General features: G+C 45.2%; 21 protein-coding genes. 4 read left to right on the top strand and 17 right to left on the bottom strand.

Annotated elements, in window-relative coordinates; all coding sequences use genetic code 11:
• Window positions 1-21 precede the first annotated feature (21 nt).
• Window positions 22-915 (top strand): DUF3025 domain-containing protein, encoded by an 894-nt coding sequence (locus ACTRWF_RS05000; protein ID WP_287148493.1) that lies wholly within the window; start codon window positions 22-24, stop codon window positions 913-915.
• Between the two features lie 133 nt (window positions 916-1048).
• On the opposite strand, the gene ACTRWF_RS04995 is transcribed toward ACTRWF_RS05000, so the two are convergent.
• The 17 genes from ACTRWF_RS04995 to ACTRWF_RS04915 form a co-directional block, all read right to left on the bottom strand.
• Window positions 1049-1753: a YIP1 family protein gene (locus tag ACTRWF_RS04995; protein WP_012517827.1), complete on the bottom strand. Its 705-nt coding sequence runs from the start codon at window positions 1751-1753 to the stop codon at window positions 1049-1051.
• Window positions 1754-2007: 254 nt separating this feature from the next.
• Window positions 2008-3732, bottom strand: coding sequence for an SLC13 family permease (locus ACTRWF_RS04990; RefSeq protein ID WP_012517828.1), 1725 nt, complete (start codon window positions 3730-3732; stop codon window positions 2008-2010).
• Between the two features lie 16 nt (window positions 3733-3748).
• Complete coding sequence (gene cysN / locus ACTRWF_RS04985; protein WP_462835196.1) at window positions 3749-5164, bottom strand: sulfate adenylyltransferase subunit CysN; 1416 nt, start codon at window positions 5162-5164, stop codon at window positions 3749-3751.
• Between the two features lies 1 nt (window position 5165).
• Complete coding sequence (cysQ, locus tag ACTRWF_RS04980) at window positions 5166-5957, bottom strand: 3'(2'),5'-bisphosphate nucleotidase CysQ (protein ID WP_012517830.1); 792 nt, start codon at window positions 5955-5957, stop codon at window positions 5166-5168.
• Window positions 5957-6553 carry an adenylyl-sulfate kinase gene (cysC, locus tag ACTRWF_RS04975; protein ID WP_012517831.1) on the bottom strand — a complete coding sequence of 199 codons (597 nt, stop codon included), beginning with the start codon at window positions 6551-6553 and terminating at the stop codon, window positions 5957-5959. The genes cysQ and cysC overlap by 1 nt, the downstream gene beginning before the upstream one ends.
• The gene (gene cysD, locus ACTRWF_RS04970; RefSeq protein WP_012517832.1) at window positions 6553-7467 is read right to left on the bottom strand and encodes a sulfate adenylyltransferase subunit CysD; all 915 of its coding nucleotides are present in this window, start codon (window positions 7465-7467) and stop codon (window positions 6553-6555) included. Before cysD ends, cysC begins: the two co-directional genes overlap by 1 nt.
• Window positions 7468-7721: 254 nt before the next feature.
• Complete coding sequence (gene putP / locus ACTRWF_RS04965) at window positions 7722-9227, bottom strand: sodium/proline symporter PutP (protein WP_462835195.1); 1506 nt, start codon at window positions 9225-9227, stop codon at window positions 7722-7724.
• Between the two features lie 115 nt (window positions 9228-9342).
• Window positions 9343-11304 carry a diguanylate cyclase gene (locus ACTRWF_RS04960; RefSeq protein ID WP_462835194.1) on the bottom strand — a complete coding sequence of 654 codons (1962 nt, stop codon included), beginning with the start codon at window positions 11302-11304 and terminating at the stop codon, window positions 9343-9345.
• Between the two features lie 210 nt (window positions 11305-11514).
• A complete protein-coding gene (locus tag ACTRWF_RS04955; protein WP_462835193.1) occupies window positions 11515-12219 on the bottom strand; it encodes a DUF3379 family protein in 705 nt (234 codons plus the stop codon).
• Window positions 12212-12769, bottom strand: coding sequence for a sigma-70 family RNA polymerase sigma factor (locus ACTRWF_RS04950; protein ID WP_012517836.1), 558 nt, complete (start codon window positions 12767-12769; stop codon window positions 12212-12214). Before ACTRWF_RS04950 ends, ACTRWF_RS04955 begins: the two co-directional genes overlap by 8 nt.
• Window positions 12770-12877: 108 nt before the next feature.
• Window positions 12878-14731, bottom strand: coding sequence for a DUF885 domain-containing protein (locus ACTRWF_RS04945; RefSeq protein ID WP_141153595.1), 1854 nt, complete (start codon window positions 14729-14731; stop codon window positions 12878-12880).
• 213 nt (window positions 14732-14944) lie between these two features.
• Window positions 14945-16753, bottom strand: coding sequence for a BatD family protein (locus ACTRWF_RS04940; RefSeq protein ID WP_462835192.1), 1809 nt, complete (start codon window positions 16751-16753; stop codon window positions 14945-14947).
• On the bottom strand, window positions 16754-18757 hold the full coding sequence (locus tag ACTRWF_RS04935; RefSeq protein ID WP_462835191.1) for a VWA domain-containing protein: 2004 nt from the start codon (window positions 18755-18757) through the stop codon (window positions 16754-16756).
• Window positions 18757-19806 carry a VWA domain-containing protein gene (locus ACTRWF_RS04930; protein ID WP_462835190.1) on the bottom strand — a complete coding sequence of 350 codons (1050 nt, stop codon included), beginning with the start codon at window positions 19804-19806 and terminating at the stop codon, window positions 18757-18759. Before ACTRWF_RS04930 ends, ACTRWF_RS04935 begins: the two co-directional genes overlap by 1 nt.
• A complete protein-coding gene (locus ACTRWF_RS04925; protein ID WP_462835189.1) occupies window positions 19799-20467 on the bottom strand; it encodes a DUF4381 family protein in 669 nt (222 codons plus the stop codon). Before ACTRWF_RS04925 ends, ACTRWF_RS04930 begins: the two co-directional genes overlap by 8 nt.
• Window positions 20467-21441 carry a DUF58 domain-containing protein gene (locus ACTRWF_RS04920; RefSeq protein WP_020745603.1) on the bottom strand — a complete coding sequence of 325 codons (975 nt, stop codon included), beginning with the start codon at window positions 21439-21441 and terminating at the stop codon, window positions 20467-20469. The genes ACTRWF_RS04925 and ACTRWF_RS04920 overlap by 1 nt, the downstream gene beginning before the upstream one ends.
• 3 nt (window positions 21442-21444) lie before the next feature.
• The gene (locus ACTRWF_RS04915) at window positions 21445-22401 is read right to left on the bottom strand and encodes an AAA family ATPase (protein WP_012517843.1); all 957 of its coding nucleotides are present in this window, start codon (window positions 22399-22401) and stop codon (window positions 21445-21447) included.
• 411 nt (window positions 22402-22812) lie between these two features.
• Between ACTRWF_RS04915 and fadI the strand changes: the two genes are divergently transcribed.
• The 3 genes from fadI (at window position 22813) to ACTRWF_RS04900 (ending at window position 26691) form a co-directional block, all read left to right on the top strand.
• Window positions 22813-24123, top strand: coding sequence for an acetyl-CoA C-acyltransferase FadI (fadI, locus tag ACTRWF_RS04910; RefSeq protein WP_015066640.1), 1311 nt, complete (start codon window positions 22813-22815; stop codon window positions 24121-24123).
• Between the two features lie 19 nt (window positions 24124-24142).
• On the top strand, window positions 24143-26284 hold the full coding sequence (fadJ, locus tag ACTRWF_RS04905) for a fatty acid oxidation complex subunit alpha FadJ (RefSeq protein WP_333972858.1): 2142 nt from the start codon (window positions 24143-24145) through the stop codon (window positions 26282-26284).
• 209 nt (window positions 26285-26493) lie between these two features.
• On the top strand, window positions 26494-26691 hold the full coding sequence (locus ACTRWF_RS04900) for a hypothetical protein (protein WP_020743164.1): 198 nt from the start codon (window positions 26494-26496) through the stop codon (window positions 26689-26691).
• The last annotated feature ends 36 nt before the right edge of the window (window positions 26692-26727 follow it).

Raw genomic sequence — 26727 nt, 5'->3', positions numbered from 1 at the left:
CAAAGCGAACCAATAGTTGATATGCAATCAGACGCGATCCCTTTCTGTAAAGACTACCTGTTAAACCACGCCAGTACGCCTGTTAATGCGCTTCTTAACGAATTAGGTCTCTTCACATGCAGTGAGTTTCCTACCCCTGAATTGCTTAACGAAAAAGTCGCCGAATATCAGGCAAGTTGGCAAGGCCCGACGTTTAAAGGTCAACGCTTATTCAAAGACGACGAGCAGCGCTATTACGAAACAATTATTAGCGAAGACAAAGTTATTCCGACCCGCGAACGTAGCTGGCACGACTTATTCAATGCACTTATTTGGCTACAATTTCCTAAAACGAAATCGTTGCTCAATGAGTTACATGTTGCCGATATTAACCGCTATGGTGTTAACCCAAGAACGGCGCGGCGAAACCGTATTACTCACTTCGACGAATGCGGAGTGGTGCTTGCTGTTGAATCACCCAAAGGAAGTGACTTACCCCATGCGAAACAGTCGGCACGGGCTTGTCGCGAAGAGTTTCTGTACCGCCTTGCTCACCATGAATGGAAAACAGTGTTTATTGCCAATCGAGAGATGTGGTACACACAGGTCAGCCCTTTTATTTTTGGTCATGCAAACTTAGAAATGATGTTGAACCCTTTTATCGGTTTAACAGGGAAGTGGCTGGCAGTGTCTGTGCCTTATGGTTTTAGTCAGCTCGATAGGTGGCAGCAGCGTGCGCAGTTAGACGAGGCTATGGTCGCACGTATTAAAGCGTTAGATTGCTTTGAGTGTGCACCATTGCTGAAACCTTTACCGCTGTTGGGTGTTCCTTCATGGCACCACAAGCAAGATGAAACATTTTACAGTAATAGTGACTACTTTAGGCCACTAAGAGCGGGAAGTAAGCCTACCAAACAACTGCCACTGTGGACCTAGCTTGAGACTTTTTATTTTTGTGGTTTAGTGCAGCGCGGCTTATAAATTTACATAACGTTAAAACGCGAGGGCATATTGCGCTCTAGTATCAAAAAGAATGACTAGAGCGCAGCATCACTAGCAAAGACGTGACTTAAAAGACAGCCAGCGCTAGCAGCCAAATGCTGTAGATAATTAAATAAGGCGCGCTGGCAATGAGCGCCGATTTTTTAAGAGAAAACGAGGTCCATTGAGTAATACCTACCGTTGCAAGGTAAATTCCCCAGAACAGTTCTAACCTTACCGCTTGGCCGAAGGCATACCACGGAGAGTCCATCGGAATACTGGCAATAAAACCTAAAGAAGCCGGTGATAAGATAGAAGGTGCAACTTGGTGATCGCCGGTAAAGAGCAAAAGCGCTACCCCCACTAACCCGGTTAATACGTAAGGCATTGATAACCACCATGCAAAGCCGTACCAGTCTGTAAAGCCAAATACATGGCTGTCGTCAGAACGGGTCGCAAGGTTTACGTAAACAGCGTAAACGGCATTGATAACAATAGGGATAAAGAAAGCACCAATAACCGATGACCAGAGCAACGCGCTTCTGGTGAAGAAAGCTTTCATTTGCTCTTCTTCTGCCGGGCTCATGTCACCTTGCGCTGCAATGTTCATTTCAGCAAACCATTCAATATCAACAAAGTTAACGTAGAGATATTGAGAAACCAGAGAAATAGCCATAATCAAAATAAATGGCATCCAACTCCAGTTATTGTGTTCACCCACGGCCTTAAATACGCCGTTCGGTTTAAAAAATATATCGTTACACGCTTGGAAAGGGTTCGATACGTTATGCATCCCTTGCTCCTTATAGTTTTGTTGCTCGAACACAGTGTGACGCTATCGCTGAACAATAACGCTGTAGGTTTAGTTTTATAATCTTAGCGATATAGATTACTGAGGGCTAAAGACCTTGTACAGCACAAGATTCTGATTAGAGAGGTTTTTTGTAAGAGAAAGTGAATATAGTGGATAGGGAATAGGTAACTCATTGTACCTACACGAAAAGCACAACGAATAAGAGGAGCCTTGGCTCCTCTTATTTATCGCAACTAAAGGTAAGTCACATTCAATAAAGTAAGTACGATAGAACTGTATACAATGGAAATAGGCAGGCCTATTTTTATGAAATGTGAAAACCGGTAGTTGGCGGCATTATAAACCAACAGGTTAGTTTGATATCCGAAAGGCGATATAAAGCTCGCGCTAGCAGCAAAGGCGACGGCCAACGCAAATGGCATAAGAGGCGCGCCAATAATCTGCACAAGGCCATAGGCAAAAGGGAACATCAAGGCCGCTGCCGCATTATTGGTAACAAACTCGGTTAACAACAGCGTAATTAAGTAAATAATCACAAGCGCAATAAACCAGTTGGTACCAGACAGCACAGGCATTAATGCCTCTGTCATTGTCATTATAACGCCCGAGTTTTCAAGAGCAGTGGCTAAACTTAAGGCTCCAACAATGACAACAATGAGGTTAAGCGGTAGATTTCGCTTCATTTCGCCGTTCGACGTTACTCTTACCCCAATAAGTACTGCGGCCAAGAACAGCAGCCCAATGGCAAGTGAGATAACGTTTGCAGCTGCCAATAAAACAGTAGTAAGAAAGCCACCGAGTGTGATCCATTCCTGTTTATTCGTGAGCGGGCGAGCGATCTTTTGCTCTGACAGAATAAAGAAGTTTTTATTCAAATTTTGACGGGTGGCAAAATCGGGGCCCGTTGCCAGTAGCAAAAAGTCACCGGCCTGCAGTTTTATCTCACCTAATTTGCCAGAAAGTTGCTCGCCATCGCGGCGAATGGCTACTACAGCGGCATCAAACAGTGCTCTAAAACCAAGTTTTTTAATGGTTTGGCCAATAACCTGCGCACGGTTGGCAACAACGACCTCCGTTAAACTTTCTCGCAACACGCCGTCTGACTCAGCGAACATACTTAACCCTTTAATATGGCTTAAGTTATCGAGCTTTTGTACATTGCCAGAAAAGATCAGTTTATCGCCTTCTAAGATAACCAGGTCAGGGCCCACGGGAGAGATTAAATTGCCATCGCGTACCACTTCCACTAGAAAGAGCTCAGGAAGGTTTCGCAGGTGGTTCTGCTCAACAGTCTTGCCAATTAGCTCAGATCCGGGTTCAACTTCAGCTTCAACCATATACTCGTGATAGTTATTGTTTTTGTTGCCAATATTGGGCAGCAAAGGCAATAGCATAAACATAAGTAAGCCACAGGTAAGACCGGCCACGGTGCCATACAGGGTGAAATCAAAGAAATTGAAACCAGGGTGTCCGTGTTCTTGTAAGAAACTGTCAACGATAAGGTTAGTAGAAGTCCCGATTAGGGTAACCGTACCACCGAGTATCGCGGCGTAAGAAAGCGGAATGAGTAGTCGTGATGCAGGGTGATATTGGTTCTGTTTAATAGGACCAATAAGACTTGCCACAATTGCGGTGTTATTTAACAGCGCAGAAGAGACAAAGGTTAACGAAAATAATCGCCAATAGGACTGCGTGAAATTAGCGCTAACTAACTTTCTACCAAGTCGCTTAATCAAAGCGGTTTTATCAATAGCACTACTCACTAAAAGCAACAAAACAAGGGTGATAAGGCCCTTGTTTGTTAAATTTAGCAAGATGTCATCAAGAGATAACTGCTGGGTAACCAGTAAAGCCAATACTGCACCTGAAAATACAGTAGAAGGGCGCTGACGGGTCAAAATCAGCGCGCATATCGTACCGGCAAAAATTGCCAGTACGATGAACTGGGTCACATCCATAATGCTCCAGTCCTGCTTATAGTTTACTGATGTCCACAGAGTTCCAATGCGGGAAGTGCTTGCGTACTAGCGCATTGAATTCAAGCTCAAACTCAGAGAAGTTAGGCGATGTATGCTGTGCGTCACCGGCAATTTCGTCGATGATCATACCCGCACCCACTGTACCATTGGTTAAGCGGTCGATAACGATAAATGAACCAGTAGGGCGGTTGCGCTTGTACGGGTCGCACGCTACAGGCTGTGTAAACTTAACGTCAACTACACCAATTTCGTTAAGGTTTAGGTGCATTGCATCAGCTTCTTTAAGGGTATTCACATCAATTTGGTTATCGATATGCGCCACAACGCCAGGCGTAGATTTGGTCGCAAACTTAAACAAGTATTGCTTGTTTGGCATTAGCGGCTCTTCAGACATCCACACAAGGTGAGTTTTAAACTGCGTGTTAAGCAGCGGCAAGTTGTCTGATTTTACAATCATATCGCCACGAGAGATGTCAATTTCATCTTCAAGGGTTAGCGTAACCGCTTGAGGCACATAAGCACGCTCTTGGTCGCCTTCAAACGTAACGACTTGCTTCACTTTTGATTTCTTACCAGAAGGTAGGGCAGTCACTTCATCACCTGGCGCTACCTGGCCTGATACTACTGTGCCCGCAAAACCACGAAAATCGAGATTAGGACGATTAACGTATTGAACTGGGAAGCGGAAATCTTCAAGGTTATCGTCTTCACCAATTTCAATGTTTTCTAGCATTTCCATTAGTGGCGTGCCGTCAAACCAAGGGGTCTTTTCGCTTTTACCTACCACGTTGTCGCCTTCCAATGCTGAAATAGGCACAAACTGAATGTCAGGAATATCAAGCTGCTCAGCAAACTTCAGGTAGTCTTCTTGAATTTGTTTGTAGACCTCTTCTGAATAATCCATTAAGTCCATTTTGTTGATAGCAACAATAACGTGCTTAATACCGAGAAGAGAAACTAAGAACGAGTGACGTTTAGTTTGTACTTTAACGCCGCCACGAGCATCAACAAGAATGATGGCGAGGTCGCAAGTAGACGCACCCGTTACCATGTTGCGGGTGTACTGCTCGTGCCCTGGCGTGTCAGCGATGATGAACTTACGCTTGTCGGTAGAGAAGTAGCGGTATGCTACGTCAATCGTAATACCTTGTTCACGTTCAGATTGAAGACCGTCTACAAGTAATGCAAGGTCTACTTTTTCGCCCGTAGTCCCAACTTTTTTGCTGTCTTTAGTGATTGCAGCAAGCTGGTCTTCATAAATCATTTTTGAATCGTGAAGTAAGCGACCAATTAAGGTGCTCTTACCGTCATCTACGCTACCGCAAGTAAGGAAACGTAGCATGTCTTTCTTTTCGTGTTGCTCTAGGTAAGACAGAATGTCCTGTCTCAATAATTCGTTTTCATTGTTCATGTTATGCGCTCACAAGGAAAAAGGGGTTTAACACAGACTCTTTTTGGTTATAGGTAAGAGCGTCAGCGTTGTCATCTAATGGATTTTCAGGGTCAAGTACGGTCACGTTCGCACCCGCCGCTAATGCGACTGCATGTGCAGCACCCGTATCCCATTCAGACGTTGGGCCTAAACGAGGGTAAAGGTGTGCATCGCCCTCGGCCACTAAGCAAAGCTTTAGTGAGCTGCCCATCGCCACTAGCTCAGTATCACCATCAAGCTGTGCCAATAAATTTTGAATTTCAGGGCTTTGGTGAGAACGGCTGCCTACCACTTTCCACACTTCTGCACCGTCGTGCTTGCGTGCAGAAATAGCGGTGAATTCACCATCTACTTCAGTCCATGCACCGTCACCCACAATGCCTACGTAGCTTTTGTTGAGTGCTGGCGCATAAACTACGCCCATAGTCGGTTTACCGTTTTCGATAAGTGCAATGTTTACCGTAAACTCACCGTTTTTCTTAATAAACTCTTTGGTGCCGTCTAGCGGGTCAACCAGCCAGTATGACGACCACGTCTTGCGCTCATCCCACGAAATATCTGCTGATTCCTCAGAAAGGATTGGCAGATCAGACTCCGCTTCAAGGGCATTTACAATAACGTTGTGCGCGGCAAGGTCAGCTTCAGTTAATGGGCTGGTATCCTGCTTTTCGTAAATGGCAAAATCTTTCTCGTAAATCGCCATTATCTTATCGCCCGCTTCTTTAGCGATAGTCAGCACTTTCTGTGCAAGAGAATTAATAGGCTGTGTCATTACACCAATCCCTTTTCTTGAAGCAAAGCATACAAACGCTCAGCGGTTTGCTCTGCCGGTTCATCCTGATATGTTAGGTGTACTTCTGGTGCTTCAGGCGCTTCGTACGCTGAATCAATACCAGTGAAGTCCTTGATTTCGCCGCTACGTGCTTTTTTGTACAAGCCTTTCGGGTCGCGCTTTTCGCACACTTCAAGCGGGGTATCAACAAACACTTCTACAAACTCGCCTTCTTCCATTAAGCTGCGGCAATAATCGCGGTCAGCTTTAAACGGAGAGATAAACGCAGTCAGTACCAAGGTTCCAGCGTCAACAAAAAGCTTGGCGACCTCGCTGATGCGGCGAATGTTCTCAACCCGATCTTTGTCGCTAAAACCTAAATCGCCACATAACCCGTGACGTACGTTGTCGCCATCTAACAGGTACGTGTGTTTATTTTGCTCGTGAAGTTTTTTCTCAAGCAAGTTAGCTAACGTAGATTTACCAGAACCACTTAACCCGGTAAGCCAAAACACGCGAGGTGTTTGACCTAACTTCTCAGAGCGGGTGGTCTTGTTGACTTCGTGTTTGTGCCAAACGACGTTGTCTGTGGCCATTAGAAGTACCCTTCCATTTTCTTCTTCTCCATAGAGCCCGCGCTGTCATGGTCTATAACGCGGCCTTGACGCTCAGAGGTCTTGGTAAGCAGCATTTCTTGAATAACTTCAGGAAGGGTTGCTGCTTCTGATTCAACGGCACCGGTTAGTGGGTAACAGCCAAGGGTACGGAATCGCACAGAGCGCATTTCTGGTACTTCACCTTCTTCTAAAGGCATACGGTCGTCATCAACCATAATAAGAATGCCGTCACGCTCAACAACTGGGCGAGGCTTAGAAAGGTAAAGTTGTGGTATATCGATATTTTCCAGGTAGATATATTGCCAGATATCTAGCTCTGTCCAGTTAGACATTGGGAATACGCGAATACTTTCGCCTTTGTTAACCTGCGAGTTGTAGATATTCCAAAGCTCTGGACGCTGGTTTTTCGGGTCCCAACGGTGATTGCTGTCGCGGAATGAGTAAACACGCTCTTTTGCACGTGATTTTTCTTCATCACGACGGGCACCACCAAACGCAGCGTCAAACTTATATTTGTTCAATGCTTGCTTGAGGGCTTGGGTTTTCATGATGTCCGTGTGTTTTGCTGAGCCGTGACTAAATGGGCCAACGCCAGCTTCAACACCTTCTTCATTAATGTGAACAAGCAAATCAAAGCCATGCTTCTCTGCTTGCTCATCACGGAATTTGATCATTTCACCGAACTTCCACGTGGTGTCAACGTGAAGGAGTGGGAAAGGAATTTTACCTGGCGCAAAGGCTTTACGAGCAAGGTGAAGCAATACAGAAGAGTCTTTTCCTACAGAGTAAAGCATTACTGGGTTTTCAAACTCAGCAGCCACTTCACGGAAAATTTGGATACTCTCGGCTTCGAGTTGTTTCAAATGCGTTACAGACGGGATACTAGCAGTCATTTTGAAGTCCGAATTTATGTTATATATAAAAAAGTTATATGCGGGTTATTTTTCTGCATAGAACGATAACATATTTAAATTAAAAAGTAGTATGCGATTTTGCTATTTAAAATAGCTATCTTATTCCTTTAAATAAAAGTGTCATGCAAATGAAGCATAAGCCGTTATTTAAAGGCCTGGGAAAAAGAAAAAAGCCCTGCTTAGTTACCTAAACAGGGCTTTTAAATGCTGTTTTTTTAAAAGTTCAAGGTGCGTTATCTCTCGTCAAGTTTAGCTTGAAACGCATCAAAGGTATCTACAACACCCTCTCGTGGGGTACCTGATTTACTTAAAATTAAAATTGTTAAGCTAGATAGTATAAAGCCCGGTACGATTTCATACATCCAGTCGCCTAAGGGCTGGCCGCCAATTTCAATAGGAAGGTAAATCCAAAGTAATACGGTAACTGCACCTACTATCATTCCACCTAGTGCGGCGCGACGAGTCATTTCCCGCTTAAATAAGCTAAATAATACCAAAGGACCAAAAGCGGCACCAAAGCCTGCCCACGCATTACTCACCAAGGTTAGGATAGTGCTGTCTCTATCATAGGCAAGGTAGATAGCAACTAGTGCGACTATCACAACGCTCACACGACCCGCTATAACTAGCTCGCCGTCCGATGCATCGCGGCGCAAGAAAGCTTGATAGAAGTCACTGGTTAATGAACTAGATGTTACCAATAGCTGAGAAGAAATAGTGCTCATTATCGCGGCCAAAATGGCGGCAAGTAAGAACCCACCCACTAGCGGGTGGAATAAAATTTGTGAGAGATAAATAAAGACGGTTTCTGGGTCAATGTCATTGCCGTTACCGGTAACATAAGCTAACCCAAATAAACCGGTTATTAACGCGCCGATGATAGATACGATCATCCAGCTCATGCCGATATTGCGGGCTGTAGGGATGTCTTTAACCGAGCGGATAGCCATAAAGCGCACAATGATATGCGGCTGACCGAAATAGCCTAGCCCCCAAGACATAAGAGAAATTATCCCAATAACAGTGAGCGCTTCATTGGAAGATGCATCCATAAAGGCGTCAAACAACGCGGGGTTGATGTTATCTAGCGCGTCGATTGAGGCACCTAGGCCGCCTAATTCACTGATAACAACAGCAGGGACCATAATAAGCGACACGAACATAATGCAGCCCTGAACAAAGTCAGTCATGCTCACTGCCATAAAGCCGCCCACCAGGGTATAGGCCACTACAACGCCTGCGGTTACATAGAGTCCAGCTTCGTACGATAGGCCAAATGACGTTTCAAATAACTTGCCGCCTGCGACTACGCCCGAAGAGGTATATAGGGTAAAGAAAATAACGATAACCACTGACGCTATAACGCGTAGCATGCGAGAATTATCGGCAAAGCGATTTTCGAAATAATCGGGCAGGGTAATCGAGTTATTGGCAACTTCGGTGTAAACGCGAAGACGTGGTGCCACTAACATGTAGTTAGCAAGAGCGCCTAAGGTCAACCCCACTGCAATCCAGCCAGCCGAGAGTCCGGAAACATACATTGCGCCCGGTAAGCCCATAAGCATCCAACCGCTCATGTCTGATGCACCTGCTGATAGTGCGGTTACCGCTGGACCAAGTTGGCGGCCGCCAAGCATGTAGCCCTCAACGTTGGTATCTGTTTGCCGATAGGCGAAAAGCCCTATCCCCAACATTACCACAAAATACAAACCCAACGAGATTATCGTGCCAGTAGCCATATAAATTCCCTATGTTTTTTCTCTCATGCTAACACCTATGACGTAGAGTCTCTACGTCAGTCAGCGACCTTGCATGTTTTCTATACGGTTACGCGTTGAAAAAGTTTGGGCTAATTTAAAATGAGAAAGCGGCAACGCGAGCACGGCCTTCGCGTTTTGCTTTATACAGGAGGTCGTCACAGGCTTTGATAATTGTGTCTAAGTTTGTTTCTCCGTTCACATCTAGAAGGCCAGAAGAAAAGCTGACTGAAAATTTTTGGTCGGTTCCGCTCCACAGTTTTTGACGAGATAAGCTAGCGTTAAGTTCATCAAGTATGCGCTTGGCTGACTGTTGATCCGTGTCTGAGAAGTAAATTAAAAACTCTTCGCCGCCGTATCGGCAAAGCTTGTCTGATTTTCGAATTCGTTTTTGAATAGTTTGAGTAAGCGTTGTTAACACTTCATCTCCTACTAAATGCCCATATCTGTCGTTAATTTTTTTGAAGTTATCTACATCTAATAGCGCAACACAGGATGTGCTGTCACTTTTTAATGCTTTTTTAAGGCTTTTAAGCATCGCTCTGCGTGTTAATGCGCCGGTTAGTGAGTCTCGCTCAGCAAGCGTGTCGCTTTGGCGTTTAGCAATCCACAACCATAGCGCCAGAATAATTAAAATGGTCGTTATCAATGCGAAAATGGTTGTTTTCATGGCTTCTTTATCGGTAGACAGCCCGATTTTTTCATCGCGAAGTGCAGCAAGCTCTTGCTGGCGATAGCGTGCCAACGCAATATCTCTTGCTATACCATCGGTGAGCGAAGGAGATGAAAGCTTAAACTGCTCGGTATTTTTTTCGAAGAGAAGTTGGTTGTAAACTTTGGAATGCTCATAGGCTTTTTCGTAATTGCCAGCAGCGTCATAAATTCGGGTAAGTTCAAGTTCTTTTTTTAACAGGTGTTCGGCTCTAAACTCGGTAGATGGTAAGGACTCCAGCATCGCTTTTTTATATTGTTCAATCGCCTTCGAGAGCAGATTTTCATCGCTTTCAGCAATAGCTTTATAAGATTGATAAAGGTAAAAAAGCTCTTCTGCTTGAGTCTTAATCTGAACGGTATCTATTGTATCCATCTTGTTTATAACAGAGCGTATTTCACTATCACGAGTCTGCTGAAATCCCATTAAGAGCACTCGCAGTTTTTGATAGAGAATTAAAAACATCTCAAGTTCTGAATTTCTATTTTTTACAAACTCAAGGGCCCTATTGGAAGTGAGCAGCGCGTCCTCATATTTAGTTTGGAGAAGAAGAGAGTCAATCGAAGTAAAATATGCCCACGTAACGGACCCATCATTTAGACTGCTTTGCTTAATAATCGTCATTGAGTGAAAGTAGGCTCTACTTGGTACCGATAGCTCTGTAAAAGCGATGCGAAGCCATTCGTGAGCGGTAGCACTACTTAAAGCATTTTCTAGAGTTCGTGTAGAAGCTCGCGCAGGCAAATGGGGGAGTGCATACTCTAATTCATTGATTGCCTGAATGGGGTTAGCTAAGGTAAGCTCCATTGACAGCCATACGCTAACTATCGCGGTAGCTGTTTTGCTGCCAGTCTCTAGAACTTCATGTTTCAAACGTCTGAGCGCAGGCACTGTTACATTGATTCGCAGAGAGGAACCGTCAAAGTCGTTAACTGCTCTGGCATAAATGTAATAAGCCCTGGCTGCGGCGTACAAATCTGGATTTAGCGATTTCAGCTCTCTCCAGTGGCTTTCAAGCAAAGGGAATTTTACGTAAATGGGTATTCGAGGGTTTTCGGTTTCGTTAGCCGTTGCTGTCGCCAATAAATGTCTGAAAATTATACCTTCACTACTATCATCATGTTGTATTTGTGATTTTTCAATTTCGGTCACTATTTGGTCGTTGTCGATATCAGATTGCAGATTCCAGTTGTACATAGCAAGCGCAGTCATATGACTATAAGTATTTAGCTTTTTAAGCCTCAACTTTTCAGAGTTGTTGTCTAACTGTGCATGAAGAGAATGGCTAAAAAAAATGGTGAGAAGTAGACAAAACTTCACCTTTGCAAAACGACACCAAGCGCTCATTGTGATTGCTACCTCTGAACTGCGGATAAGCGGAATGTTTATTTGAATTAAAACGAGCGTTTTAACATTAGTCCGAAAGTATAAAGTTTATCGTTTATCGTTTAACGTTTCATCTTAATTTTGGGTAAAAAAATCGGCCCGAGTGGGCCGAAGAAGGGAAGTGCATAAGATAAGCACTTTTTTGGAACGAATTACCAGACTTGTCAAAAGTTAGGCAGAGAACTGAATTCTTTCTGAAACCGCTTTTTTCATTTCACTTAGGTCGGCGCCTCTATCACCCACTACCATTACATTAGCGCGTCGCATCTTGATGCTTTCCCCGTGATATTGGCTGTCCTCAAATTCACTAGGCACGCTGATATCACCTCTTTGTGGAACTACAAAAACCGACATTTTTCCCTGCGGGGTATTAACAATAAGGTGCAGGCTTCTCACCGTACTCAAGTGGCAATAATTAGCAACCTCTATGCCGTCTAACATTTCACTTAAACTGCCTCCAAAACTCGCGAGTTTTGCATTGACCATATTTAAATCTACCGGAAGCAGTGAGTGAGCATGTTCCATTTCCGCATATTGCATATGAGCAAGCGCTTGACCGCCAATGCTAAGTGGCTGGTGATACCACATTGTTAAGCCAATGCCTATTGTGAATGCCACAGATGCTGCCATCGCCACATACCAGCGGCTTCTGCGCTTATATCGGGTGAACTCATCAGCTGACTGCTGCCAAATTAATTTACTGGCTAAATCATCAGGCACCTCAACTTTTAGCGCCTGCTTAAACTGTTTGTCTAACTGTTTTTGTTCATTCCAGAAACTACGCTTGCTCTCATCCGCTTTGGCCGCTTCTACAACATCACTGTCAGTCGTTTCTGGATCGGCGTAGATTCGACGCCTAAATTCTAATTCATCCATTTATACGACCTCTCTGTTCATTTTGTTTCTCTAACGCCTCTTTGAGTTGATTCCTCGCTCTAAATAGCCGAGTCATAACCGTATTCTTGTTAAGCCCAAGTTGATTAGCAATTTCTTCACCGCTAAACCCAAAGATTAGCTGTAGGATTAACGGTTCGCGATATTCCACACTCAAGCCTCCTAACAAGCGCTGTAACTCCCTATTTTTAAGATCGCCATCAGCATGTTGGGTGTCGTCTTGAATATGCACATCGTCGATATCAACGGTATCGAATTGCTTGCGCTCAAACCGGCGAGCGTTTTCTCGGCGAAGAATAGTAATTAGCCATGACTTTGCCGCCTTTTCATCATTAAGGGCATCAAGCGAGCGCCAAGCGCGTAAGAAAGTTTCCTGCACAACATCCTCGGCAATGCTTTGGTCTTTGATTAACCAGAACGCATAGCGGTAAATGTCTGCGTGAAAGGCTTTTACAAGCGCTTCATATCTTTGGTGTTTTGCTTTCATACCCGATAAGACCTGACCATTACCGGTTTTATTTCGCGTGCGCATAAAAAAATCCGAAAACTAAAACTTTTTTCACTATGGCATAAAAAACGCGTCATTTCGCTAAACGAAAGACGCGTTTTTTTAGGTAAAGCTAAAAAGTAGTGAATAGCGCTACTTATTTTTTTGCATGGCTATCCAGGTATTGATGTTTTCTTCAAGAATGGAAAGCGGCACTGGACCGTATTTCAAAATCTCATCATGGAAGCCTTTCCAATCAAACTTATCGCCAAGTTCACTTTGAGCACGCTCTCTTAGCTCCATAATTTTTAGCTTGCCAATCATATAAGCGGTCGCTTGTCCTGGCATAGCAATGTAGCGCTCAATGGCTTTTTGCGCGTCGTATTCAGGATTTGGGGTATTCTTAACAAGGTAATCTACCGCTTCCTCTCTCGACCATTTCTTTGCGTGTATGCCTGTATCTACCACCAAACGGCAAGCCCGCCACAACTCCATCGCTAACCGGCCGAAATCAGAGTAGGGGTCTTCATAAAATCCCATGTCTTTTGCCAGTTCTTCCGTATATAGCCCCCAGCCTTCGGTGTACGCCGTGAAACTAAGAAACTTCTGAAACTGAGGAACACCTTCAAGCTCTTGTGCGATAGCGCGCTGCATGTGATGCCCGGGAATACCTTCGTGATATGCGAGTGCTTCAAGTTGATAGGTAGGCATTGCTTTCATATCGAACAAATTGGCATAGTAGATACCCGGGCGGCTGCCGTCTTGCGCAGGACTTTGGTAAAACGCCTTACCGGCCGATTGTTCACGAAACGCTTCTACGCGCTTAACAACCATTGGCGCTTCTGGAAGAATGCCAAAATACTCTGGAATGGCTTCTCTCATTTCGTCAATGGCGGCTTTTGCCATATCCAAATATTGCTGTCTTCCTTCATCTGTTGAAGGGAGATAGAACTGGTCATCTTCGCGCATAAACACGAAAAACTCTTGAAGTGTTCCTTCAAAGTTTACCTTATCCATAATCTCACGCATGGCGTTATGAATACGTTCAACGTTTTCCAAACCGATTTGGTGAACTTCTTCAGCGGTTAGATCGGTCGTGGTAAACCAATTAAGGCGATTTTGATACCATTTGTCACCATCAGGCAAACGCCATACACCGTCGCCTTCAGGCGTTACTTCACGCTGGTGGGCGAGTTCTTCAATAAATTTTTCATAGGCAGGCATGACTGATGTAACAAGTGCCGCTTTCGCTTCCCCTAAAAGCGTTGTTTTTTCCGCATCAGTGATCTCAAGGCTTTCAACCTTATTCTGGAAGTCTTCCCAAATAGTAGAAGGCGTTTCACTTGAATCAAACGGCGCCCCAGTAATGACGTTTCTCGATGCATCAATCATTTGATCGTATGCCCAGGCAGGAGGGAAAACGCCGGCTTCTTCGCGAATTTTCATCTGGTCGATGACTTGGTCAAAGTACGTGCGTACATTGTCTAATCTACCAATGTACGCTTGGGCGTCTTCTTTGCTGTTTACGCTGTGAATATTGATAAGAAAGCTGGGAACTTGTGTGTGAGCTGCGCGAAACTGATGCACGATATAGCGGTGATGCCTAAATTCGTCGTTTGCTAAGTCTCGTTCGATGCCTAATTTGTATAATCTCAGGCTTAGCTTTTCCTGTTCATTAAGTTTACTTGTATCGAAACTCTCTAGCTTCTCAAGCCGATTTTTGGCAATAGCTAGGCGGGCATCGGCTTCTTCTTCGCTGATGTCGTCCCATTTATCGTAGTCCCATTTTTTGCCAAGATAGCTTTGAAAAAGAGGGGAGCGCTTGAGGTTTTCTTCAAAAGTACGTTCAAAGAATGCGTTTAGCCGCTCAGACTCAGACTGCCCAGCAGGTTTTTCAGTTTTTATAGGTTCTGGTGCGGTTTTAGCGGTTTCACTTGCTGGTGAGCAAGCCGTTAAAGTGGTAATGGCTAGCGCTATTGGCGTTAGCTTTAACAGTGTTTTTTTCATTTAAGCCCCGTCGCGTTTATTTAATTGTTTTGCTTAGTCAAAAACGATGGAAAGTTTTTGAGCCATGTTGCTGTTTTAAACACAAAATGTTGTTTAAGCCATGCTCCTTTTAACGGTAAAGCTTAAGTAGTTAGGCTTTACCGTTAAAAGGAGCATGGTGGTAGTGACGCCAATCTCACCTTATAAGATTATTATTGGCAATCGAAATGCGTTTTACGAAGCAGGATATAAGTCAGATAACCTGTTGCTGTCGCCCGTGTGCTTTTTCTGCCACTCGCTTCTAAGGCGTTTGATTTCGGTAGATAACTTTTCAAATACGGGCTTTATTTGCTTTGATTGCGCATTTTTGTCGGCGTTATTTTTGGCAAAACGGGCAGCGTAAAGCTCGCTCATTAGGCTGTTAATGCTGGCAAACTGTGAAAGTTGAGCATTGTCACCGGTGAGTGTTTTCAACCACTGTTGAAGCGCAGGGGTAAGCGCCCTTGTGTCATTGGCTTTTATCAAAGACATAACACGTTGAAACTGTGCTTTTTCGTCAGTATGGCCTAATACGCTACCCCCCCTGCCGTTGTGTTTACCATGGCTTGGAATATGTCCACCATGGGTAACGCGCTTAAGCTTTCTGAATGCTAAAAACCACCCCAATGCTGTGACAATCAGTAAAGCGCTCACTATGGCTAACGTTAGCAAGAGGAATGTGGTGTCTTCTTCGGTACGCGTTTCCCTTGCATTATCACGATTTTCTTCGCCTACATCGTCGCTGCGTTCCTGGCTAACAGGTGTGTTAACTAGCGTAGGGGTATCGTCAGCAGTTTCAGAGTTTGCAAGCGGCTCTGGTGCGCTACCGTTATTGCCATCTTTGCCTGATGCCGCCGCTACGGTGATGGAACGAGCAGGAATAGTGGCATATTCAGTTTTTTGGGTTAACGTATTGAACCAAGGGATAGTAATTTCAGGCAAAACAAAGTTGCCTGGTTCAGTGGGAATTATTGCCAGAGATGTTTGACGCTGAGAAATTAGGCTCTGATCTTTTTCCACTGTCGTCGTGTTATCTTGGTCAGGATAAAGCTTGAAATTAGGTGGGTAAAATTCAGGGATATCAGGCAGCTGCTCTTCAACCACACCTAGCGCGGTTAAGGTAACGATGCGGGTAACCGGTTCGCCTGCAACGAAACTATCGCCTTGAGGCCACTCTTCATCAACCCTCACCATCTCGGAGGGAAGCCAAGGATAATCAATGCCCTGAGGTATAGGTTTGATATTAACGGTAATATCAGGGCCAACCCGATTAACCTGCTGGGTTCTATTAAAGAAACCGAAGCGCTGGTTGGTATTTGCGGCCATGACTTCGCCGGTAAATATAGGGCCTCTTAATGTGAACTCACCTGATGCTTGAGGTACAACGGCAAATTGACGTTCAATAATTTGATAGCGGCGGCCATTAACAATGTCAGTGTATTGCTTATCTTCGCCTAGCTGAGTAATTTCAGCATTTTGCATATCTGGCGCTTGTAAGCTGCCGCGCTCAATATTGCTTGAAAGATACAGTTTAACTGTATAGAGCAGCTGTTGATTTAAATAGGCTTCTTTTAAGTCGATATCTGTGGTGACAAAGTAGTCTCGCGCTACATTGCTTTGTTCTTGAACGGGAATAACCTTAACTTGTATCGGCTTGGTGGTTTTACCTTCGATAGATAGCGAAGGAATGGTGAACGAACCTTCTTTGCGGGGAAATAAGGTGGTTGTCCACACCGTTGTTCGTTTGGTGTCAAAGTTGACGATAGAGGTTTGGCTGCTGACCGACGTTCGACCTACAACAAAATCTTTGAGTAGGGGAGAGCTGTCAAAAGCATCTCTGTCTGCACTGCCATCGGCGGTAATGGTGAGTCGGATGGCTTCATCCACCATGACTGGGTTTCTATCAATGGTTGCTTCCACTGAATTCACATCAGCAAAAGCGGCCCCATTTAGCATTACCGCGAATATAAAAACAAAATATGTAGATTGTAATAAAGCTCTCATCTACCAATCACTCCGGTTTGAAGGCATACGTTGACGCTGACGCTTTTGTGCTTCTAATTGCATTTTTCGTTTTAATAAGAATGCGGGGTCATCTGGCACGCGACGCATTAAACTTTCCATTCGTTGTAGTTCTTCTTTTTCAGCATCGGATAGCTCGCCCGCTTGACTTTGCATTGCTTCGGCCTCTTGTGCTGACGATTCCTTTTCATCTAGCGCTTGTGCACTATTTTGCTGCGCGTTTTCACCTTGGTCCGCGTTATCTTGCTGACTGGACGGCTCCTGTTGTTCAGGCTCAGACGGCTCACTGTCCTCGCTCCTCTCTGCATTGTCAGAGTTTTGCTGCTCCCCGTTTTGTTCCGTTGAGTTTTGTTGTTGGTTTTGGCCAGACTGCTGGTCGCTATTGTCGTTTTGCTCACCATCTTGGTTATTGGGCTCGCCTGACTGCTGCTGATCATCTTCACCATTATTCTGCTGGTTGTCTTGGTTTTGATTTTGATCTGAACCTTGCTGCTGGTTTTGCTGCTGATTTTGCTTTTCTTGCTGCGCTTGCTGCTCCAATAAGTCTTCAATTATTTTCTTATTCGCCTTCGCATCTTCAAAATCAGGGGCTTCCTGTAGCGCTAGCTCATACTTTTCAATCGCCTTTTCAAGTTTCCCAAGCTTGGCAAGCGCATTACCCTGATTGTACAAACTTTCAGGGCCTGGAATATTTTCAAAAGCCGCTAGTGCGCGCTCATACTCCCCCGACTTATAAAGCGATGATGCCTTCCACAATTTATCGTCAAACTGGCTAACCGCGTCTTTATATTTGCCTCGCTGATAGCTATTTAACGCTTCTTGATTGTCATTCATAAATGGCTTTTGCCACCACGAGAGTGACTTAGGCTGCGCTGAATTTTCTATGCCTGATTGCCGTTCGCTTGCTACGTCTGAGCCTTGTAATGCATGGGCCTTTTGCATAACAGGAGGGCTAAGTAATCCAACTAAAAGTAAGAAAACCAAGCCCCTTTTAAATGCGAAAGCGGCCAAAGGCAACAATAGTACTACCAGATAAGGGCCTACTTCCTTCCACTGGTCACCTTGAATATTGCTATCCTCTTCGTCTTCTTCACTGTTGCCTTTATCTAACAATGAAATAGCGGCAAGTGCTTCAATATCGGTATCGTTTGAAGTAAATGATTCAAACCGACCGCCGCTGGTTTTGACGACACCTTTAACTGCGTCGTCGTTAAGTTTAGGAATTACGATACTACCTGTGTGATCTTTAAGTAATTCACCACTTTGCTGGCGTATTGGCGCCCCTTCGGCTGTGCCAACGGTAAGTGCATTTAGCGTAAAGGGAATAGACGCGACATATTCTTGCAGTTCATTTTGCTGCGCTAACTCTATACCATCAGTTATCCAGTAAATCATACCCGAGTTATAGCCCGCGTTGGTTAAAAGCGCTGCGGCGCTTTCGATACCTAAAAGCGGGTCGCTGCCAGGTACAGGCATAATCTCAGGAGAAAGGCTGGGTATTAAAGTGGTAATATTCGCCGCGTCTTCGGTGAGGGGGCTAATAACAAAGGCATCACCAGCATAAGCAACAAGGCCCATTTCGCCTTCACCTATGGCATTGACTAAGTCTATCGCTTTATATTTAGCGCGGGTCAGTCGGTCGGGCGTCATATCCGTTGCTCGCATAGAAAGCGACATGTCTATCACAATCACATGCCCCATCTTTAGCTGGTATACCGGCTGAGGTAAGCGCTCCCACGTTGGACCAGCCAATGCAATCACACTCACAAACCACGCAATAGCCAACAGCATTATAGGTGGTTTTGCCCCCACCTCTGTTTTTCCAATCACCATATATTGATAAAGGTGTGAAGGGATTACTGATTGCCAGCCAGACTGTTTAGCCGTTGCCTTTCTTATTAAGATGACAAGCAGCAGCAGGGGGATGATTGCTGCAAACCACTCTGGACGTAGAAAGTGAAATTGGTTTAAGAAGTCGAGTTCCACTATTTCGTCTCCTTAACTGCATTGGCATGGGACATAGAAACGGCAGTGCGCCTTTGTCTTGCCCAGCGGTACACCGAGTTAGCGAGGATAAATAATGCCCAAAGCGCAGACAACATTATTGCTGCTGCCAGTGGGTAGTAAAAAAGCGCGCTTAGCGGACGCATCTTGCGGGTTTCGCCTTCAATGGGTTCTAGGGCATCGAGCTGTTGATAAATGGCCTCTAGCTCTTGTGCGTTACGTGCTCTAAAGTACTGGCCTCCTGTAGAGGTAGCAATGTCTGTAAGCATGCCTTCGTCAAGTTCTTGTGAAGGGTTAATCTCACGGCTACCAAAAAAGCTTTGAATAAGCATTTTATCGGCGCCCACACCAATGGTGTAAACTTTAACACCCTTATTGATAGCGAGTTCTTTGGCTTGTTCGGGGGTAATATTACCCGCTGTGTTTTGCCCATCAGTAAGCAATATAAGCACGTTGTTAGACTCGTCTCGCTCATCGAAACGTTTTACCGCCAAAACTATGGCGTCGCCTATCGCCGTTTGTTCACCCACAAGACCTATTACCGCTTCGCTAAGCAAGGTCGATACGGTGTCCCTGTCGTAAGTTAAAGGCGCTTGCACATATGCAGTATCAGCAAACAAAATAAGTCCAAGACGGTCGCCAACGCGGCGCTGGATAAAATCGTAAACCACTGACTTAGTCATGGTTAGGCGGTTAACTTGCCTACCGTTTAATTGCATATCGTCAATTTTCATACTGCCTGAAAGGTCAACGGCGAGCATCATTTCTCGGCCTTCGTTAGGAATACTAACAGGCTCTCCTAGCCATTGAGGTCGAGCTGCCGCGCTAATAAGTAGCAACCAGATAAGGCTGCTAATAATTAAGGGGGTTTTGGTTTGTTTTAATTGCGTCTGCTCTGATACTTCACCAGGGCGTAAACTTGGTACGCGCAGCGCCGCCATGGGCGATTCGTGCGTTTTCTTCGACAGTAAGCGAACAATAATAGGGAGGGGAAGAGCAAAGAATACCCACCACCAAGCGAAATTAAGCATGCTGTGGCTCCTTGTTGTTATCTTCGCTTAATGCTTTATTGCGTAATACATTATTCGAGGCAAGTGAATCATCACTGTCTTCAGTGTGTTTGAACTCACCATAATGATTAGCTAACGTTTTGGGAAAACGCGCTTTTTTAAGCCATTCTCTCACCGCACTTTTACAGGCTTCAAAATCGCCTGCGTTAGGTTTCGCTTGATATACACTGCTGACAAGCAACGCTAAGTTATCTTCAAGCGTCTTATTACCCTTTCTAAGGGCCGAGGTAAGAAACGTTTGCCACTGTTTACCGTATAAACCCGCCACCTGCTGCTTAGGGTAATAGCTCATTGCTGTGCGTTTTAGCACTGAGTTAAGCGTGACAGGCCAGTTGTCTTGCTGTACTGAAACCGTATCTAAAAGAGCTAACGCTTGTTTACGCGCCTTGTTGTGGCGAATATGCGCCGACGCAACTTTATAAATGCCAATAAGTGCTAGAACACTAAACGCAATTAATACCCACCAGCCCCAGTCCAACGGCCAAAGGTTTACCTCACTGGGTACGTGTATATCTCGCAGCTGAGCGAGGGGGTCTTGTTGCTGCCCGGGCATTGATAGCGGCTGTTGATTAGTTGGCTGCATAGCTTGTGCTAGCGTTGGAGTAGAATTGTTGCTCTGCATCAACTTAACTCCAGTCTTTGTTCTTGTTGCATACTTTGAAGCTGGTCATCAAGAGGAATACCTGCTGAAACACTAAAGCGAGAAATATTGCTTTTCCTTAGCATGTCGTAAATAGAACGATTGTGTTCATCTCGCCATTTCTTGTATTGGCGTTGTTCGTGCGTATCGCCTAACACCCATCGCTGCTGGTTTTGCCCATCTGAAACGCTCACTGTTTGAAGCGACGATGTTTGCGGAAGTGCATGCTCAATAGGGTCGTTGACAACTATTGCCCTTACTTCGCAATGGCGTGTTAAATGGCTTAAATGCTGAATAGCTTGTGCACTTAAATGCTGAAAATCTGACACCAAATATACCAGGCTGCCAGGTCTAGCTAAACGCCTTGCGCGAGCACATGCATCGGCAAACGCTTTTTCGTCCTTCGCTTTGTCAGGTTTGCTTTGCGCGCTTTGCTCGTGTAATGCCATCAGCTCATGGCAAACATGCAACACGGCTTTTTTACGGGTAAGGGGTTTTATTTCTTTATGTTGCTGTTGATTAAATACAAGAGCGCCTACTTTGTCTCCGCGGGCAGCGGCAGACCAGCTAATAAGCGACGATACGTGAGCGGCTTGAACCGCTTTTGTCAGCAGTTGGGTGCCAAACGCCATTGACGGTAAATAGTCACAGAACAGAAAGACCGGGCGTTCACGCTCTTCGCGGTAAACCTTAGTATGGGTTTTTCCCGTGCGAGCGGTTACTCGCCAATCGATAGCGCGAATATCGTCACCAGGCTGGTAGTGTCGCGCCTCGTCAAACTCCATACCGCGCCCTTTGTGCTTCGTGAGATAGCTTCCTGCGAGCCTGGCTTGGGGCGCACGCTTTGGCGCTAAGTTAAATAGCTTGGCTAACTGCTGATAGCGAAGAAGCTCTGCGGTAGACAGAGAAACACCATTACTTTGCAGCTTGTATAGCTGCGCGTGTACATTATCCATGGTTTATGGAACTGCGACAGTAGCTACAATCTTATCAAGCACATCGTTTATCGTAATACCTTCCGCCTCGGCTTGGTAAGACAAGATAATTCGATGGCGCAGAACGTTATGAACAACGGCTTGAATGTCGTCTGGGCCAACAAAGTCTCTGCCGCTCAGCCATGCATGTGCGCGAGCACACCTGTCTAGGCTAATGGTTGCGCGAGGACTAGTACCCATAGCAATCCATTGGCCTAAGTCCGCATCAAAGTTAGCAGGCTTACGGGTTGCCATTATTAGCTGCACCAAGTATTGCTCTAACTCAGGCGCCATATAAAGAGATAGCGCCTCTTTACGCGAGGTAAATATGTCTTCTTGAGTAAGGGTAGGTGGCGTGACAGGCGGTTCTGACAGCGCTTCTCCGCGTGTTAAGCGCAAAATTTCTAACTCCGTCTCGGCGCCAGGGTAGTCAATATCAACGTGCATTAAAAAGCGGTCTAACTGCGCTTCAGGAAGAGGGTAAGTCCCTTCTTGCTCTAATGGGTTTTGCGTAGCCATAACTAAAAAGAGCGGTGGCAACGGATAGGTTTTACTGCCCACGGTAATTTGACGCTCAGCCATCGCTTCGAGTAACGCTGACTGAACTTTTGCCGGTGCCCGGTTTATCTCATCGGCCAAGACTAAGTTATGAAATAATGGGCCTTTTTGAAAGACAAACTCACCCGTTTCAGGGCGATAGATGTCGGTGCCGGTCAGGTCGGCCGGAAGAAGGTCTGGCGTAAACTGAACGCGATGGAAGTCACCGTCGATACCGTTTGCCAATGCATTAATTGCGCGAGTTTTTGCAAGTCCGGGAGGCCCCTCTACAAGCAGGTGACCATCAGCTAAAAGAGCGATAAGAAGGCTTTTAGTTAACGCATGTTGACCAATAATTTGCTGGTCTAGATAAGCATGTAACTGTTGAAATTGCGCTGCTGCCATAATGCAAAATTTCCGTTTGATTTCTCGTTATAGGGAAGTGTCATTTCGACCGAGGCATAAACGAACCATTAAAAAAAGTGATCGCTTACACTATAAATAAATTATCCAAATCTAAGTACGCGCCACAATGACACAAAACAGACTTTCATTTCCATATAAGGTTCATTGTATCTTTCTTCAAGTCGTCAAATGGTAATAAAAATACGATATTTGGTGGCGCTTATGGCAAAACCATTGTTGTTTACTACTGTCTATTGATGGCGATAACAACGTTAGTTCTATTTATATTGTCCTTCTCCCCGCATTATTTGCTATTTTGTTCATAGTTTGTAAAAATCGGGTTTATTACAGGTCAGACCACTTTGAATCAGTAAAGCGAAGTTTAAAGTAGGTCCTCAATTTAGGTGCATTATGGCTACAAAACAATCAGTTACTACCCGAGAGGGTGATCGCATCGCCATTGTCGCGGGGTTGCGTACTCCGTTTGCGAAAATGGCTACATATTTCCACGGCGTACCGGCTGTAGATTTAGGTAAAATGGTCGTAAACGAACTTCTCGTTCGCCATGGTGTTCAAAAAGAGTGGGTTGATCAGGTGGTTTATGGTCAGGTAGTCCAAATGCCTGAAGCACCGAACATTGCGCGTGAAATAGTACTTGGCACGGGAATGAACGTTCACACTGACGCATACAGCGTGTCACGCGCCTGTGCTACAAGTTTCCAATCAACAGTCAATATTGCTGAAAGCATGATGGCTGGTACGGTTCAAGTGGGTATTGCTGGTGGTGCAGATTCAACGTCTGTGTCGCCAATTGGAGTGTCAAAAAATCTAGCGCGCGCGCTAGTAGACTTACAGAAAACCAAAACCCTTGGTCAGAAGCTGAATATCTTCAAGCGCTTAAGCTTAAGAGACCTCGCGCCCGTTCCACCTGCGGTAGCGGAGTACTCTACCGGTTTGTCGATGGGCCAAACGGCCGAACAAATGGCAAAAACACACCAGATTTCTCGTGAAGAGCAAGATAAGCTAGCGCACCGTTCGCACAGCCTTGCGGCTGAAAGCTGGGAAGCGGGTAAATTGTCAAGCGAAGTAATGACAGCGTATGCAGAACCTTATAAAGGTGCCCTTGAGCGCGATAACAACGTACGCTTTGACTCAAAGCTTGAAGGGTACGCAAAGCTTCGCCCTGTGTTTGACAAAAAATACGGTTCTGTCACCGCCGCTAACGCTACACCACTAACCGATGGTGCTTCTGCAGTGCTAATGATGACAGAAAGCCGTGCAAAAGAGCTAGGTTATACCCCACTGGGTTACATCAAAAGCTATGCATTCGCTGCAATAGACGTGTGGGAAGACATGTTGATGGGCCCGTCATATGCTACGCCTATCGCTCTTGACCGTGCGGGCATGACCCTTAACGACCTAACACTAATTGAAATGCACGAAGCGTTTGCCGCGCAAACCTTGGCAAACGTTAAAATGTTTGCAAGCGACAAATTCGCCAAAGAGAAATTAGGTCGCGACAAAGCAACTGGCGAAATTGATATGGATAAGTTTAACGTAATGGGTAGCTCTATTGCTTATGGTCACCCATTTGCCGCAACCGGTACTCGAATGATTACGCAAATGCTAAATGAGTTGAATCGTCGTGGCGGTGGTTCAGGTCTATTAACTGCGTGTGCTGCCGGTGGTCTAGGTGCCGCTATGATTGTGGAGACAGAATAAGATGAGTCAGGAACAAGAAATGACAAATGAAGTTCAGCCAACATCTGGCGCATTCACGTTAACAAAGCAGGATAATGGCGTTGCTATTCTTAGCATGGACGTGCCTGGCGAAAGTATGAATACGCTTAAAGCGGAATTCGGCGATGAAATCTCTGCCATGCTCGACGATATTGAGCGTGATAGCAGCATTAAAGGTGTAGTCCTTACCAGCGGTAAGCCTACCTCGTTTGTGGCAGGTGCAGATATCAGTATGCTTGCTGAGTGTAAAACTGCTGAAGACGCCACCACCATTGCTGCTGGTGGCCAAGCCATTTTCGATAGAATTGAAAACATGAAGGCGACGTTTGTTGCCGCTATTCATGGCCCTGCATTAGGCGGTGGTTTAGAGCTAGCATTGGCGTGTCACTATCGTGTATGTACCGATTCACCGAGTACTCAGGTAGGTTTACCTGAAGTTCAGCTAGGCTTGCTGCCGGGCAGTGGTGGTACACAGCGTCTTCCTCGTCTAATTGGCGTTCAGCAAGCAATGAAGATGATGCTTACGGGCTCTCCTGCGCGAGCCAAACAAGCCAAAAAATACGGCATTGTAGACGATGTAGTGCCGCATAGCGTGCTGTTAAAAGTGGCAGAGCAGTTTGCTCTTAAGCGCAAGCCTGAACGTGAAGCACCGCAAAAAAGTGTGATGGACAAAATGTTAGAAAAGACCGGCCCAGGCCGTAACATGATGTTCAAAAAAGCGCACGAAGCGACCTTTGCAAAAACGAAAGGCAACTACCCTGCACCTGGCCATATCATCGATGTTATCGAAACTGGTATCAACGAAGGTATGAAAGCGGGCCTTAAAGCCGAAGCAGAAGCCTTCGGTAAGCTTGTCATGACCCCTGAGTCATTCCAACTTCGCCAAATTTTCTTCGCGACAACGGAAATGAAGAAAGAGAACGGTGTTGAAGGTGTTAAACCTGAAAAGATGAAAAAGGTCGGCGTGCTTGGCGGTGGTTTAATGGGCGGTGGTATTGCCTATGTAACTTCAACGAAAGCGGGCGTACCTGTGCGTATTAAAGATGTCCGCGCTGAAGGCATCGCTAACGCAATGAAATACAGTTACGACATTTTAAACAAGAAGGTGAAGAAGCGTTTCATGCGTAACAGCGAAATGCAGAAGCAACTTGCGCTATTAACCGGAACGTTAGATTACAGCGGTTATCAAGATGTAGATATTGTTGTAGAAGCTGTTTTTGAAGACTTAGATCTTAAGCAAAAAATGGTGGCGGATATTGAAGAAAACTGCAAAGAAAGCACCATCTTTGCGTCTAACACTTCGTCGATCCCTATTACGCAGATCGCGGCAGAAGCAGCACGTCCAGAAAACGTGATTGGCCTACATTACTTCTCGCCAGTAGACAAAATGCCGCTAGCTGAAGTTATTGCGCATGAGAAAACGTCAGACCAAGTAATTTCTTCAACGGTTGAGTTTGCTAAAAAGCAAGGTAAGACGCCGGTTGTAGTTAAAGACGGCGCGGGCTTCTACGTAAACCGCATTTTAGCCCCGTACATGAACGAAGCGGCGAACCTTATCCTTGACGGTGAGCCTATTGAGCATATTGATAAGTCTCTGGTTAAATTTGGCTTCCCTGTAGGGCCTGTTAAGCTTCTTGATGAAGTGGGCATTGATGTAGGTACCAAGATCATCCCATTCCTTGTAGAGGCGTTTGGTGAGCGTTTCACTGCGCCTAGTGCCTTCGACAAAGTATTGGCCGATGGCAGAAAAGGTAAGAAGAATCAGAAAGGGTTCTATTCTTACGAGGGTAAAAAACCTGGTAAAGAAGTGGATGAGTCTATCTACGAGCTTCTTGGGCTATCACCTTCTGCTAAGCTAAGCGAAAAAGAAGTGGCTGAACGTTGTGTACTAATGATGCTAAATGAAGCAGCGCGTTGCTTGGATGAAGGCGTTATTCGTAACGCTCGTGATGGTGATATTGGCGCTATCTTCGGTATTGGCTTCCCTCCATTTTTAGGCGGACCATTTCGCTATATGGATATGCTTGGCATTAAACATGTGGTTGCGCGCCTTAATCACTATGCAACAGCGGTAGGCGATAAATTCGCACCGGCCGATGTGTTGGTGAACATGGCGGAAAATGATCAAACATTTTATAGTTAAGTTTATAAAATGTTAAAAAACCGGGCTTAGCCCGGTTTTTTTGTGCCTGACGTCTATTTCTGCTGGTTTATTGTTCTATTTTGGGTAAAATCTGCGCGGTTAAAAATTAAACGTGTCAAATTGTTGGCGTCAATTATCAGTGGCTTAACGTGAATAATTGATTGAGACAAATAATTCTGCAAATTAAGGTTAAACAGGTTGGAGGCAGTGTGATTTCACTCGTAGTATTAAGCGTTATATTTTCTCTATATTTTTATGTAGAAGCGTTTAAATGGGGAATGAACGCAAAGAAGTGGGCGATTGCCGGCCTTATTCTAGGCCCTGTTCTACTGCCTATGTTCTCTATCTCTCGACATTTACACTGGCGTAATGCGGTTGGGTTTAATAACCTTTATATTGCGGCGTAGCTTTAGCGTTTTAGTAAACTAATAGCAGTGTTGCTT

The sequence above is a fragment of the Alteromonas sp. G5_S2_22_S1 genome, from assembly GCF_054968525.1.
The sequence above is the reverse complement of the archived record's forward strand: the minus strand, read 5'-3'. Positions and strand labels throughout refer to the sequence as shown.